Below are 15,146 nucleotides of genomic sequence, written 5' to 3'. Positions count from 1 at the left end.
GCTGGTGTTGACTGAATTGGGTAACCGGTTACATATGCAAACTCGACAGTCTTGGCAATCACTGTTGCGCCTGGCTATCAACGGCGCAGTTTTCGGGCTGAAACGGCAAAGGGGCCGAAGTGGCTGGTTCTGCAGTTACGATCAGGGACGTCGCGCGGCTGGCCGGTTTTTCGGTCGCATCGGTGTCGCGCGTGCTGAACGAAAGCGGCAAAGTCACCGACGAGACGCGCGAAAGCGTGATGAAGGCGGTCAACGCACTTGGCTATTCCCCCAACATCGCCGCGCGTTCGCTGAGCACCGCGCGCAGCCAGGCGATCGGTGTGGTGCTGCCCGACATGCACGGCGAATTTTTCAGCGAGCTGGTGCGCGGCATCGATCGCGCGGCCAGCGAAAGCGGGTATTTGCTGTTGCTGTCGAACATCCATGCCGATCCGGCGATGGCCGACCACGCGCTGGCGGCGATGCGCGGCCGGGTCGACGGGGTGATCGTGATGGCGCCGCAATTGGCCGAAACCGAACGCGAACGCGCATTGCCGCGCGGTATGCCGGCAGTGCTGATCAACAGCCCCGGCAACCAGGGCCACCATGCGCTGCGCATCGACAATGCCGGCGGGGTCAAGGCGATGGTCGGGCATCTGCTCGACACCGGCCGGCGCACGATTGTCCATTTCGGCGGCGCACGGCAGAATTTCGACGCGTTCGAGCGTCAGCAGGCCTATCGCGAAGCAATGGCCGAACTCGCACCCGAATTGCCGGTGCGCGTGCTGGAAGGCACGTTTGACGAGGCCAGTGGCGCAGCACTGGCGCAGCGCCTGATCGATGAAGGGTTGCCGGTCGATGCGATACTGGCGGGCAATGACATGATGGCGCTGGGCGCACTGTTCACGTTGCGCAATGCCGGTGTGTCCGTACCCGAACAGGTGGCCGTGGCCGGTTTCGACGATGTGCCGCTGGCACGTTTTCTCGATCTCAGCACGGTCAGCGTCGACATCGTCGGACTGGGCACGCGTGCCGTGGAACTGCTGCTGGAAACCATGAACGCGGCGACCCAGCCGCCGCGCACCGAATTGAGCAATACCCGGCTGATTCTAAGAGCATCGACGCAAAAGGCCACCTGACGGAGAGGACAATGGCGCTGACCATGGCCCGGCGCGCAGCTTTGCGCGCCGCCGGAAATCTTGTTTGCGCGGCGACCGCCGGACCAGCCCTGGCGCAGGCCATTGGCACGGGTGCTGCGCCCGCGTTGCCCGCGCTGTTTGACGACATCGAACACCGCACGTTCCGCTTTTTCTGGGAACGCGCCAATCCGGCCAACGGCATGGTGCCCGACCGCTGGCCGACGCCGTCCTTTGCCAGCATTGCGGCGATCGGCTTTGCGCTGACGGCGTATCCGCTGGGGGTGGAACGCGGCTGGATTTCACGCGCCGACGCGCGTCAGCGCACGCTGGTGACCTTGCGTTTTCTGGGTGGGTTGCCGACGGGCGCGGGCAATCGCGGCACGGCCGGGTATCGCGGTTTTTTCTATCACTTTCTCGATATGCACACCGGGCTGCGCTACCGCGATTGCGAGCTGTCGACCGTCGATACGACGATGCTGCATCTTGGCGCACTTTTTTCCGCCGGCTGGTTCGATGGCAACCATCCCGAAGAAGCCGAGATCCGGCGCCTGGCGGTGGATCTGGTCGACCGGGCGGAATGGGACTGGTTTCAGCGCGCTGACACCAAGACCGGCCTGGCGATCTCGATGGGCTGGCATCCCGAGAGCGGCTTTATCGAACGCGTATGGGACGGTTATAACGAAGGCAAGATGGTCTATATTCTGGCGCTGGGTTCGGGGCGGCACCCGGCGCGGGACGGCAGCTGGAATGCCTGGACCGCGCCCTATGACCGTTTCTGGCGCGGCGAAGGCAGCCGGCGGCACCTGGCCTTTGCGGCGCTGTGCATGCACCAGTACAGCGAGATGTGGATCGATTTCCGCGGGATTTACGACGCGCCGATGCGCGCCGCCGGCTTCGACTATTTTGAAAACAGCCGCCGCGAGACTTATGCCAACAGAGCCTATTGCATCGCCAACCCGATGGGGTGGGATGGATATGGCGACACCATCTGGGGTCTGTGCGCCTGCGATGGACCGGGCAATTTCGCGGCTCCGCGCCAGGGGCGCACCGCACATTTCAGAGGGTATAGCGCGCGCGGTCCGGTGGATGAGCCCGATGGGTTTGACGATGGCACGCTGGCCCCGACGGCCGCGCTGTCGTCGATGCCGTTCGCGCCGGAAATATGCATCCCCGCAGCGCTTGCGCTCCACCGCCGCTATGGCGCGCGCCTGTATGGCGAATATGGTTTTCGCGACAGCTTCAACCCCAGCTTTCGCGACACGTCGGTGCGCGTCGACACAGGGTCGGTCGACGCATATTCCGGGTGGGTGGCAACCGACTGGCTTGGCCTCGACCAGGGGCCGATCCTGGGAATGCTGGCAAATTACCGGACCGAGGCGGTGTGGCGCGTGATGCGCCGTTCCGCGCACGTCCGTCGTGGCCTGGTGCGGGCCGGTTTTACAGGTGGATGGCTGGGCTGAATACCAACAGGGAAGGGTGGGGCGACATGATCAGGGTGTTGGCAGGCGCCGTTGTCGGCGCGTTGTTGATCGCATCACCGGCAATGGCCCAGACGGCCTATTACCGCCACGTGGTGTTCGACAACAGCCTTGCGCATGACCTCTATGTCTTTTCGACGGCAACCGCGGTCAGCCCTTCGACCCTTGAAAACATCGATTCCAGATTGCCGGTGGACACTGCGCATTTCCGCACTCCGCCCAATGCCCTGCGCCTGGCCTGGAATTCACGCGTCGGCGGGGCGTGGGATGCGGAAATTCATCTGATGAATTTCCCCAATCGCTATCCCGAGATGGATGGCCGGATTCTCAAGTTCTGGATCTGGTCCGAACAGCCGATCGCCGCTGCCGATCTGCCCAATATTCAGCTGTCCGACGCGGTGAACGGCCTGCAGGTGGCGACGATGCCGGGCAGCTTTACCAGCCCTGTGCCGCTGACGGGCTATGTCGGGCGCGATCTGCCGGCGCAGACCTGGGTTCAGGTGCAGATCCCGATGGATACGCTGGCTTCGCAATCGGTCTACCGGTTTCATCCCGAACGTTTGCAAAGCGTGATTTTCAGCCAGGGCCGCGCCGATGGCGTGGAACATCGCCTGATCATCGATGACGTGCGTGTGGACAACACCGACAGCAATGCCCCTGCGGACCGCGCGATCCTGACAACCCCGACCAATCTGGTAGCCAAAGGCTATGACCGCCATATCACGCTGAGCTGGGACGCACCCGAAGCGGCCGGGTTTGATCACACGGTGATTTACCGTTCGCTCAACGGCGCACCGTTCAAACCGCTGGGCATACAATTGCCCGGCATTCACCGCTTCGTCGACTTTGTCGGGCAAAGCGGCATCCGGGCGCGGTACCGGATCGCGCAGGCCGATGCCGGCGACGCGGTTTCTGCGCCTTCGGCAACGGTTGAAGCCGCCAGCCGCGCGCTCGGCGATGACGAACTGCTGACCATGCTGCAGGAAGAAGCATTCCACTATTATTGGGAAGGCGCCGGCGCGCATTCGGGCATGGCGCACGAAAATCTGCCAGGCGATGATCGTATCGTGGCCACCGCCGCCAGCGGCTTTGGCCTGATGGCGCTGGTCGTTGGTGCCGACCGCGGTTTCGTCACCCGCGACGCGGCACGGGAACGGGTTGAAAAAATTGTCGGCTTTCTGGAACTTGCGCCGAAATATCATGGTGCCTGGTCGCATTACATGAACGATGCCACGGGCGCGACGATGCCGTTGTTCGGTCAGCTGGACAATGGCGCCGATATTCTGGAAACGTCCTACCTGATCCAGGGGCTGCTGACTGCGCGGCAATATTTCAACCATGACGATGCGCACGAACAGGCGCTGGACCGGCGGATCACGCGGCTGTGGGAAGGCGTGGAATGGGACTGGTTTCGCCAGACCGACACGAGCCCGTTCCTCTACTGGCACTGGTCACCGCAATGGGGTTTCCAGATCCATCATCCGCTGATCGGTTTCAACGAGACGATGGCGGTCTATCTGCTGGCAATTTCGTCACCCACCCATCCGGTGCCACCGGCCATGTACTATTCGGGCTGGGCTGGCCAGAATGACCAGGCCTATTCGTATCGTGCCGGCTGGTCGGGAACGCACGATGGCGATCACTACGCCAATGGCCACACGTATGCCGGTATCAGGCTCGATGTCGGGGTGGGCAGAGGGGGGCCACTGTTTTTTACCCAATACACCTTCATGGGTTTCGATCCGCACACCCTGCGTGATCGCTATACCCCGTCGTATTTTGCCAACAATCGCAATATCGCGCGGATCAATCATGCCTGGTGCGTTGACAATCCCGGCCACTTCAAGGGCTATGGCAGCGATGCCTGGGGCCTGACGGCAAGCTTTGGTTTCAAAGGGTACACCACGCCTGCACCCGACAGTTTGAACGACGAAGGCACCATCACGCTGACCGGCGCCTTGTCCTCGTTTCCTTATACGCCGCAGCAATCGATGGCGGCGTTCAAGCATTATTACCGCGATCTGGGCCAGGACCTGTGGGGCATTTATGGCCCGCGCGACAATTACAACCCCGGCCAGCACTGGGTGGCAACCCACTATATGGGGCTAAACCAGGCGCCGATTGTGGCCATGGTCGAAAACTATCGGACCGGTCTGTTGTGGAAATCCTTCATGGCCAATCCGGACATCGTGCAGGGTCTGCGCAAACTCGATGCCTATACCGACCAGGCCCCGCCGGACCGGGCCGCGCAGCCGTGACCGTGCAAAGGCTGCCAGGCGGCTGGCGCGCGGCATGCGCCTGCGCGTTGCTTGCCTTCGGCCTGCAGCATCCGGCGGTCCAAGCGCAACAGCCGTTTGCCGCCATTGCAACCGTTGACGCCACGTCGATCGCGGGCCGGCCCGTCGCTGTGGACACCCACGGCAAACTGCTGCCCTGGCCCATGCCCACCAGCACCGGTTATTCCTATTCCGCCCACGTGCTGGGCCAATGGGCCATCCTGTGGGACCAGTACCAGCGCCAGCGGCTGCCCTACTTTTACTGCTGCTTTGCCATCGATCCTGCCACAGCCGAGCTTGTGCCCGACCGCAACTGGGCCAATTCCACCGGCTATCTGCGTGCGATGATGACGGGGTTTGTCGAACGGCTGTACCCCTATACCGGCGATCCACGCACGTTGGTGTTCCTGCAGGACCTTGTTGATTACGAACTGGCCAACGGCACCACGCCGGCCGATTATGCCTGGGCCCGCGTGCCCTATCCATCGGCCGACCCGGGCAGTGCGCGTTATACCGGATGGAGCGCGCATGGCACCGATTTCATCGAGCCGCATGTCGTCGGCGGAGACGGCTATGCCTATCTGCGTCTGTACGAAATGACCGGCAAAGCGGTGTATCTTGGCGCCGCCATCGATTGCGCGGACGCGCTGGCGCGGAATTACAAACCCGGCACCGCACGCGTGTCACCCTGGCCCGGTCGCGCCTATGCGCGCGACGGGGCGGCCCGCGGCAATCCCCGGATGTTTGCCTATTCGGCCAATGTGGTCGATCCGATCATGCTGTTCGACGAACTGATCCGGCTGCACCGGGGCAATACCCGTCGCTATCGCGCAGTGCGCCATGGGGCGTGGGACTGGCTGATGCGGTACCCGATGAAAAACGCCCGGTGGTCGGGCTATTTCGAAGATGTGCCCGGCAGCATGGACAACCTCAACCAGGTCATCCCGCTGGAATTTGCGCGCTATGTGCTGTTGCACCCGGAACTCGACCGCGACTGGCGTCGCCATGCCCGCGATCTGATCGGCTGGGTCAAAACCACGCCCAAATGGCCCAAATACCGCGTGCTTGGCGCCATCGTCACCACCGAACAGGGTGATGGCAAGACGTTCTGCTGCAACGCGCCAAACCAGTGCTGCGACAGCCATAGTGCACGGCTGGCGGCCGCAGAGGCGCTGTATTATGCCCGAACCGGCGATGCCGCCTATCGCGAAGACGCCTATCGCACCTACAACTGGGTCAGCTATTGGCAGGGCCTGCCCGGTGCGGCGCATGCGCCGTTTGCCGATCAGTGGTGGTTCACCGACGAATTCGCCGACGGGCCGCGTCGCCTGATGGATGCATTCTGGGCCGTGCCCGAATGGGCGCCAGACGATGAAACGCATCTGGTGGGCGCATCGTCTGTGGTTACCGGGATTGCCTATGGCGCGGGCTGGGTCCGCTATGCCACATTTGATGCGCGATCGGACGATGTGCTGCGCGTGGATTTCACCGTGCAAAGCGTCACCGTGGATGGCAGGCCGCTTCGGCGCGTGGCCAGCCGCACCCGGATTGCGAGCCTGGCATGCGCGCAGGGTTACGCATTTGATGAAAAGACCCGCGTGCTGCGTATCCGCCATGCACTGGGGCGCGATGTAGAAGTGCGGGGGATCGGAGGCGCGCGCACGCCCGACTATGTGACTTTTGACACTCCGCATCGGCCGGCGGGATCGGTGTTGCGGCCAAACGACGCGGGAGCGGGCATTTCCTGGCCGCCAGCCACGTGGAAGATCGGCGCGCCGATCGGCAAGTTTGGAACGTTCAACCTGATGCTGGACACTGCGGGTGCACAAAATGCGGCGTTGTCATTTTCCACGCCCACCGTCTTTGTCGGGATCGACGCCTATAACGGCGCCGACCATGATGCGACTGTGACGGTGACCGCACCAGGGTTGCCCGCGCAAAGCTTTATTCTCGGGCCAAAGGCGTTGCGCCGCCTGCGCACCGGTTGGCGTACCCCGGGCAGGCACATCGAATTCCGGTTTCGCCAGGCCGAGGGGCTGCGGTTCGACAATCTGGCCTATCTGCGCGGCCAGGGCCAGGTTCCGGGGTGCAAACGTTCTTCTTGCGGTCGGGAATGATCCCCGACCTGTTGTTTCGTGTACCGTTTGTGGGACGAACGCCGACTGCAACGGGTTTAAGCATTACTACGTAGCTGCTACATTCCGCCAACAAGGGGTGCGTGGCGGCATCGGTGATCGGCCTCGTACAATCTTCTACGCGGAGATGGTCATGAGCGTTGTCATCGTCAACGGTTCGACAGCATTACCCGGGCAAGGGGTGTCGGGGGCCACCAATACGCCGGGCGACCCGCAGAACATTGCCGTCGTTACCGGTGGCAATGGCCGTTCGAACACCAACGAAAACGGCGGCAGCGCCAGCGCCCGAACGACCACATCGCGGCCTGGCATCGCCTCGGCCCAAAGCACGGCAACCGGCGGCAATGCAACCGATGGCCTGATCGTGGGCGCAGGTGGCGCGGCAACGGCAACCAGTTCGGCCACCAACACCGCCGCAACCGCCGATCCGGTCACAGCCTGGGCATCGGCCACCGGTGGCAATGGCAATCAGCCGGACGCGAACACGGCCGGCGCGGCGGGCATTGCCAGCGAGACGACGGCCAGTGCGATCAGCGCCGGCAACGGCCTGGTTTCCGCCACGGCGATCCAGACCGGCGGCAATGGCGGCACGACATATGGCAGCGGCAACGGCGGGGTGGGCGCCGCCTCGGCGCTGTTGAACGCGGTGCATGCCAAAAGCAACGGCGGAACCCTGGCCCTGGATCAGACCGCCACCGGTGGCAAAGGCGGGGTCGGTCGCAATGGGGGCAATGGGGGCAGCGGGTCGTCCATCCTGCAATTCGACGACACCTTGCAAGGCACGCAAAGCGCCGCGATCGTGGCGCAAGTTACCGCCAATGGCGGGGACGGCGGCAATGCGGCTTCGTTTGTGGACCCGCAGGGCGTTCCGGGCAATGGCGGCAACGGAGGCGGTGCGCTGGCGCAAGTGACGGTGACCGGGGCCGGGTCGGTCGCCCTGTCCGCCATTGCCACGGCCGGTAATGCGGGATTTTCGACGCTGACCGTCACAGCCTTAGGCACCGGTTCCACCGCCAACGCGAACGCCATATCGACCGGCACCGGCAATGCGCAAGTCAGTGCATCGTCGCTTGCCATTGGCGGGAACGGCAGTTCCTCGATTGTGGTGTCTGGCACGGGCGGCATGGGTGGATTTGGCAACGCAAACGCCAGCGCCATGACCGCCGGCGATGGCGTGGCCACCGCCTCGGCGGCGTCCATCGGCGGGAACGGCGGCGCCGGCACCGACGGCGGTGCCGGCGGTACCGGCTATGTGGAAAATGGCGCCACGGGTTCGACCAACGGCGGTTCGCTGGAACTTGATCAAACCGCGCTGGGCGGAAATGGCGGCGATGGCAGTATCGTCAGCGATCCCGCAGCCGGAGAGGGCGAAGGCGGACTTGGCGGAGAAGGTCTGTCGGACCTGACCGTTGCCGATACGACCAGCAATTCGGTCTCTGCTGTGCTGACCGCCATCGGCGGCGCCGGGGGCGCCGGGCAAAACGGGTTTGCGGGCGACGAACGCAATGCCGGCGGCGATGGCGTTGCCACTGGCAACATCAGCGGCGTGGGCAATGTCAGCGACCAGTCGCTGGCAACCGGTGGTGTCGGCGGCATGAGCACGACCGGCTTTGGCGCGGACGGCGGCCTTGCCACTGCGCAAGCCACGGCCGCATCCACCGCAACCAACGGCCAGGCGGTCATCGCCGATGCCGAAGCCACCGGCGGCACGGGCGGCTATGGCATATCGGGCGGAGGCGCCGGCGGCCTGGCCCAAAGCTCGTCCGCGCTGGCCAGCGGCGCCGGCAGCGACACGGTGTCGGCTACAGTCGTCGATACCGGCGGCAACGGTGCGGACGGATTTTATTTTGGCAGCACGGCTTCGCCTGGTGCGGCCCACAACGGCAACCCGGCGGGCAATGGCAGCATGGTGGATACCGCCGACGGCCTGGCCGTGCCGCAGGCGACTGCCAGCAGCACGGGCAATGGCACCGTGTCTGCAACCGTCGTGCAGATCGGTGGCAACGGCGGCAACGGGCTGGCGAACGGGGCGCTGTGCAATGGCGGAACCGGTGCGGATTCGACCTTGAACAACACGGTCGGCGCAATCAGCAATGGCGGTTCGCTGGTGCTTGACCAAGAGGCTTATGGCGGAAACGGCGGCGACGGCCTGATCGCCGGAAACGGCGGTCAGGCGCTGTCGGGGCTGGTGTTCGACGATACCGGCCAGGCGACGCAAAGCGCCGCATTGACCGGTACGGCGATTGGCTATGGCGGCAACGGCGGTACGGGCGGCGGCACCGGCGGGCAGGGTGATGCCTTCGCGCTTATGACCGGGGCTGGCAGCGTAACCGCAATCGCCTCGGCACTTGGCGGCAACAGCGGTTCGGGGATCGTGGGAACTGCGGGCGGCATCGGCGCAGCCAGTGCGCAAGCGGACAGTACCGGGACAGGTCCTGGCGTGGTGTCGGCGTCGGCCGATGACAACGGCGGCAACGGCGGGTCGGGCTCGATCGGTGGCGGCAACGGCGGCGATGGCTCGGCTGCCACCGCGGTGGCCATGGGCGGGGGGCAGGAAACGGTTTCGGCACGGGCTTTTCAATCGGGCGGCAACGGCGGCAATGCCGGGCCCAGCGGGCTGGTCGCCGGCGCGGGCGGAATTGCCTACGGCGCCACCGCCAAGGCGCAAACCACCGGCAATGGCCAGGCGTCGGCAACGGTCATCCAGATCGGCGGCAGTGGCGGTGCGGGCAGCACGGCGGGCACCATGGCCAATGGCGGTGCCGGCGCCGATTCGGCGCTGGACGGCGCAGCGCAGGGCTTCAGCACGGGCGGGGCCCTGATCCTCGATCAGGAAGCCACCGGCGGCTATGGCGGCTCGGGCGTGGCCGGGGGAACCGGGGGCAATGCCAGTTCGATCCTGACCCGGCCTTTCGATACGACTGACGGTTCCGTCACCGCAACCTTGTCGGCAACCGGCGGGGGCGGCGGGTCCGGTGTGGCCGGTGCGGCGGCCGGCGGCACGGCACAGGCGCAACTGAACCTCAGCGGAACGGGCGCATTTGCCGGGCAGGTCACCGCGGTGGCGGGCGATGGCGGCAGTTCATCCACACTGAGCGGGGCCAATGGCGGCAGCGCGACCGCGAGTGATGTCGTTGCATCAACCTCTGCGGGCAATGCCGCCGTCAGCGCATCGGCCAGTGCCACCGGCGGCAACGGCGGCAATGGTGCGGGCAATTTCAAAAATCACGCCGGCGCAGGCGGCACCGCAGTTGCAAGCGCCAGCGCCACAACCGCGGGCAATGGCCTGGCAACAGTCTCGGTCTATCAGGCAGGCGGCAGCGGCGGCACACCCGGCGGATCGGCGCTGAGCGGGGTGGCAGCATCATCCACGCTGACCAATGCGGCCACGGGCAGCACCGTGGGCGGAACGCTGGGGCTGAGCCAGACCGCGGTCGGGGGAAATGGCGGCGGCCTGGCTGCGGGCGGCAATGCCACGTCGTCGCTGACTTTGGCCGACACCACCAGCGCATCGCTTGGCGGCAGGACTGTGGCCACCGGCGGCAATGGCGGTGGCAGCGGCGGCGCAGCAGTGGCGGTAACCAGCTTGACGGGCGTTGGCGCGATCACGTCGGCGACGGGTGCCGGATCGACCGCGATCGCGACAGGCGGCAATGGCGGGGGCAGCGCCACCGGGCAATCGGGTGGCACGGCCACGGCCACGGCGCTGGCCCGATCCACAGCCACGTCCGGCGCGCCCGTATCCGCCCTGGCCAGTGCCACGGGCGGCAGTGGCGGCATTGGTGGCCATGTGGCAGGCGCCGGGGGCGCAGCGACAGGATCTGGCGCCACAGCCAACGGCGCAGGCACCGATACGGTATCGGCAGCGGTCAACCAGACCGGGGGCAACGGCGGCGTGGCAACGGCCGTGGGCGGCGCGTCGGGTGCGGGCGGTGGCGTCAGCGGGGCCAGCGCCAAGGCCAGCAGCACCGGCAATGGCGCGGTTTCGGCCTCGGCCATCCAGACCGGGGGTAACGGCGGGTCGGGCACGACGGGCAATGGCGGCGCGGGCGCCGCGTCATGGCTGTCCAACGCGGTCAGCGCGGTCAGCAACGGTGGCGCAGCGACACTTTTGCAACAGGCGGTGGGCGGCAGTGGCGGCAGTTCGATCAACACCGGCGGTGCAGGTGGCGCAGCGTCGTCCTCGCTCAGCTTTTCCGACGCGGCGCAGACCACGCACAGTGCCTCGGTGGGCGCCACAGTATCGGCCAGCGGCGGCAGCGGCGGCAATGGCGGGGCAAGTGGCGCCGTTGCGGGCACGGCGCAGGCGCAATTGACATTGTCAACGGTGGCGGCCGCAGCCGGCCAGGCGACCGCAACGGGCGGGAACGCCGGTGCTGCAGCTGCGGGCAATGGCGCAGTCGGTGCCATTGCCACGGCCAGCGATACGGTTTCGTCCAGCAGCACCGGCAGTTTCGCGGTCAGCGCCGCGGCCAGCGCGACAGGCGGCAGCGGCGGCGCCAGTGCAGGCGGCGTCACCACCACCGCAGGCGCGGGCGGCATGGCCTCGGTCAAGGCCGCAGCCACCAGCGGCGGCGGCGGCACGGTTGCGGTTTCTGCCACCCAGACCGGTGGTGCCGGTGGCGCGGGAACGGGCGGTGCGGCCGGTGGTGCCGGAGCCGCGTCAAACATGGCCAACAGCGTGACCGGCAGCAGCCATGGCGGCACGCTGGTCCTGACCCAGACCGCGGTCGGCGGGACGGGCGGCGGGGGTGCGGCAGGCGCCGCCGGCGGTTATGGCGTGTCGTCGCTGACCACGACCGACACCACGAGCGCCACTGTCAATGAAACCGCCACGGGCCAGGGCGGCGCAGGCGGCCTGGCCAATGCCGCGGGCGCGGGCGGAGCGGGCGGCGCGGGGTCCACGCAGATCAGCCTGAGCGCCGCCGGTGCGGCCACGGGCATCGCCGTGGCACAGGGCGGCCAGGGCGGCGCATCATCAACCGTCGGCGGCGGGAGCGGCTATATCACCGCCAAATCGGCGGTGGCCTCGACCGGCACCGGTGCGTTTGCCGTAGCCGCAACGGCCACTGCGACCGGCGGCGGCGGCGGGGCCAGCACCGGGGGCACCGGCGGCGCCGGGGGTGTTGCCAATGGCTCGACCGCCACAGCGACCAGCGCGGGCAACGGCACGGTCAGCGCCACGGTCAGCCAGACCGGCGGCACCGGCGGCGCAGGCGTGACCGGCGGCGCCGGTGCTGCCTCAACCCTGACCAACGCGGTCAGCGCGATCAGCAATGGCGGCACCGTGCAATTGATCCAGCAGGCAACCGGCGGCAACGGCGGCGCGGGGCCCACCGCGGGCATAGGCGGCAAAGCCGCATCGTCGCTTAGCGTCAACGACACCACCCAAGCCACGCACAGCGCGGCGATTGTGGCGGTATTGCAGGCCACCGGCGGCAACGCGGGCGCTGCTGCCGCTGCCGCTGGCAGTGCTGCGGCCACAGGCGCGATTACCGGCGCCAAAGCGGTCAACCTGTCGGTCGGCGCCAGCGGCGGCAGTGGCGCGGGTGGTACCGCCACGGCCACTGCCACGGCGGCCGGCACCACCGCGGTCACCGCCAGGGCCACCGCGGCGGGCGGGCTTGGCACGGGCAGCGCGGGCACCGCAACGGCGCAGGCCACGGGCAACACCGGCACGGTCAGCGCGATCACATCGGCGCAGATTGCCGGACAGGGCACAACCGGCGTGCTGATCGACAGTGTGTCGGCCGTGGCGGGTTCGATCCTGGCCGGCAACGGAACCGCGCTCGACACCGGACGGGATACCGCGCTGGCGCGGTTTGGTGCCGCGATCCCGGGTTTTGACAGCGTCGATCAGGGGGTGGCTGACATCACCGGCGCGCCGACCTCGGCCAACATCGCCAGCGTCCTGGCCGCCAACAGCACGATTGCCACAGCTTTTGCGGTTTCGCCCAGTTACTTTGGCCTGGGCGAACTGGGCGGCCGTTACAGCACCGCGGGCAAAGGCAGCGAAACGACGGTCAGCACCACCGGGCTGGTGGTTGATCTTGGCCAGCTGGCGGTCAAGCAGGACCTGTTGATCGGGTTTTACGGCGGCACGCTGGTCGGCACCGGGGTGACCGGTGTCACGCTGACGATCACCGCCAATGGCACGACATTGCTGAACCAGAGTTTTGCCAGCGGTGCGGCGGCAAAGACCTGGTTCACCAACAATGCGGTCGATCTGGGTTCGTTGACCGCGTCGCTCTATGCCGGTGGTGTGGCCAATCTGTCGATCAGTCTGGCGGTCACCGCCAATGCCGCGGGATCGGGCTTTTACGGTGCCTTTGTGATTGGCGATCCGCCAAAGAATGCAGCCCTGGCGCCTGTCGCCATGCCCGCGGCCGACAACGGCGCCAACGCCTTTGCCGGCTGGGCCCACCTGCTGGGCGCAACCCGCCTTGGCAGCCACGACAGCGTGCATCCGGGCATTGTCGCAAACGAGGGCGGGTTGCGCGAACTGGTGTTTCCTGCAGGCGCGCGCCACCTTTGACGGTCAACCACGATGGGGCCGGTAACAGATTGCGCCAAAGCGTCGCCGGGCCCGGGCTGGACGCTTGACGTTGTCAGGTCGCTTGCCGATGGTAGGTCCAGCCCGGTTCCCCGGCTTGGCCAGATGAAAGCATTGCCTTGTACCTGCCCCGCGTGCCCGCCTCGTTTCTGACGGTGCGGCCCATTTCACAGCGTTCGCTGCCGTGGCTGGTGGCGATCGCGTTTTTCATGGAATCGCTCGATACCACGGTGCTCAACACCGCGGTGCCGACGATGGCGCGTGCACTGCACGAACCCGAATTGAACCTGAAGGCGGTGCTGGCGAGTTATGCGCTCAGCCTGGCGGTGTTCATCCCCGCCAGTGGCTGGATGGCCGACCGTTTCGGCACGCGGCGGGTGTTTGCCGCGGCCATCGGTCTGTTCACACTGGGGTCGGTGCTGTGCGGGTTCAGCCATTCGATCCCGCTGCTGGTGGTGTGCCGGATCATCCAGGGGATGGGCGGCGCCATGATGGTGCCGGTCGGGCGGCTGACACTGGTGCGCAGTTTTCCGCGCGAAGAACTGGTCCAGGCGATGAGCTTTGTTGCCATTCCGATGCTGATCGGACCGCTGATCGGCCCGGCGCTGGGCGGCCTGATCATCAGCGTGGCGCGGTGGGAGGATATCTTTTTCCTGAACGTGCCGTTCGGCCTGGTCGGGCTGATCCTGGTGGGGCTGCGCCTGCCCGATTATCGTGGCACCGATGTGCCCCCGCTTGATCGCATGGGGCTGGTGTGGTTCGGCGGCGGGGTTGCGCTGCTGTCGTGGACGCTGGAAGTGTTTGGCGAACACCACGCCGGGACGCAGGTGGTGCTGCTGGCCGGGGCCACTGCGTTTGGCCTGCTGGCGTTGTATTGGCGCCATGCCCGGCATCGTGCCAACCCGCTGCTCGATCTCGATCTGTTGCGGTTTCGCACGTTTGCCGCCTCGGTCACCGGGGGCATGGTCACGCGGCTGGGGGTGGGCGGGGCACCGTTCCTGTTGCCGCTGCTGTACCAGACCGGGCTTGGCTATGCGCCGCTGCAATCGGGCCTGCTGTTCATGCCCCAGGCGCTGGGCGCGATGAGCAGCAAAGTGTTCGTCCGCTATGAACTGGCGTTTCTGGGCTATCGCACGATGCTGATCGCCAACACGGTGGCGCTGGGCCTGATGCTGATGCTGTTTGCCACGGTCGGGCCGCAGACCCCGGTCTGGCTGATCTGTGCGCAGGCGATGGTCTATGGCGTGCTGATGTCGACCCAGTTCACCGCGATCAACACGCTTGCCTATGCCGACGTGCCGCAGCCGCGCACCAGCCGGGCGAGCGCGTTTGCCAGCACGTTTCAGCAGCTGTCGCTCAGCTTTGGCGTGGCCAGCGCGGGGCTGGTGACCGCAGGGTTTGTCACCTCGCGCGCCACCGAACAGGCCGACATGCTGTCAAGCGTGCACCATGCCTTTGTCATTCTGGGCGCAGTGACGATCGCGTCGTGCGCGGTGTTTGCGATGCTGCGCCGCGGCGACGGGGATGCGGTCAGCGGGCATCACGAAGGCGGCACGCAACCGGCTCAATTGTAATATTGTCGTCTT

6 protein-coding genes are annotated in these 15,146 nt (G+C 66.3%); all 6 read left to right on the top strand.

The window, feature by feature from the left end; translation table 11 throughout:
* Positions 1 to 119: 119 nt before the first annotated feature.
* Positions 120 to 1,118: a LacI family DNA-binding transcriptional regulator gene (locus tag G404_RS0108160; RefSeq protein ID WP_028640647.1), complete on the top strand. Its 999-nt coding sequence runs from the start codon at positions 120 to 122 to the stop codon at positions 1,116 to 1,118.
* An 11-nt stretch (positions 1,119 to 1,129) separates the two neighbouring features.
* On the top strand, positions 1,130 to 2,578 hold the full coding sequence (locus G404_RS0108155) for a glucoamylase family protein (RefSeq protein WP_051280382.1): 1,449 nt from the start codon (positions 1,130 to 1,132) through the stop codon (positions 2,576 to 2,578).
* 26 nt (positions 2,579 to 2,604) lie between these two features.
* Positions 2,605 to 4,854: a glucoamylase family protein gene (locus tag G404_RS0108150; protein ID WP_028640645.1), complete on the top strand. Its 2,250-nt coding sequence runs from the start codon at positions 2,605 to 2,607 to the stop codon at positions 4,852 to 4,854.
* A gap of 182 nt (positions 4,855 to 5,036) precedes the next feature.
* Positions 5,037 to 6,989: a hypothetical protein gene (locus G404_RS18515; RefSeq protein ID WP_156906241.1), complete on the top strand. Its 1,953-nt coding sequence runs from the start codon at positions 5,037 to 5,039 to the stop codon at positions 6,987 to 6,989.
* A 151-nt stretch (positions 6,990 to 7,140) separates the two neighbouring features.
* A complete protein-coding gene (locus tag G404_RS20925) occupies positions 7,141 to 13,542 on the top strand; it encodes a hypothetical protein (protein WP_156906240.1) in 6,402 nt (2,133 codons plus the stop codon).
* Positions 13,543 to 13,694: 152 nt separating this feature from the next.
* A complete protein-coding gene (locus G404_RS0108135) occupies positions 13,695 to 15,134 on the top strand; it encodes a DHA2 family efflux MFS transporter permease subunit (RefSeq protein ID WP_028640643.1) in 1,440 nt (479 codons plus the stop codon).
* The last annotated feature ends 12 nt before the right edge of the window (positions 15,135 to 15,146 follow it).

Origin of the sequence: Novosphingobium acidiphilum DSM 19966 (assembly GCF_000429005.1) — a bacterium.
In the GTDB taxonomy this organism is placed as follows: Bacteria; Pseudomonadota; Alphaproteobacteria; order Sphingomonadales; family Sphingomonadaceae; genus Novosphingobium; species Novosphingobium acidiphilum.
The sequence above is the reverse complement of the archived record's forward strand: the minus strand, read 5'-3'. Positions and strand labels throughout refer to the sequence as shown.

Excerpts from the sequence above, each read along its gene's own strand:
- G404_RS20925 (WP_156906240.1), top strand. The coding sequence starts at position 7,141 with ATGAGCGTTGTCATCGTCAACGGTTCGACAGCATTACCCGGGCAAGGG.
- G404_RS0108155 (WP_051280382.1), top strand. The coding sequence starts at position 1,130 with ATGGCGCTGACCATGGCCCGGCGCGCAGCTTTGCGCGCCGCCGGAAAT.
- G404_RS0108150 (WP_028640645.1), top strand. The coding sequence starts at position 2,605 with ATGATCAGGGTGTTGGCAGGCGCCGTTGTCGGCGCGTTGTTGATCGCA.
- G404_RS18515 (WP_156906241.1), top strand. The coding sequence starts at position 5,037 with ATGCCCACCAGCACCGGTTATTCCTATTCCGCCCACGTGCTGGGCCAA.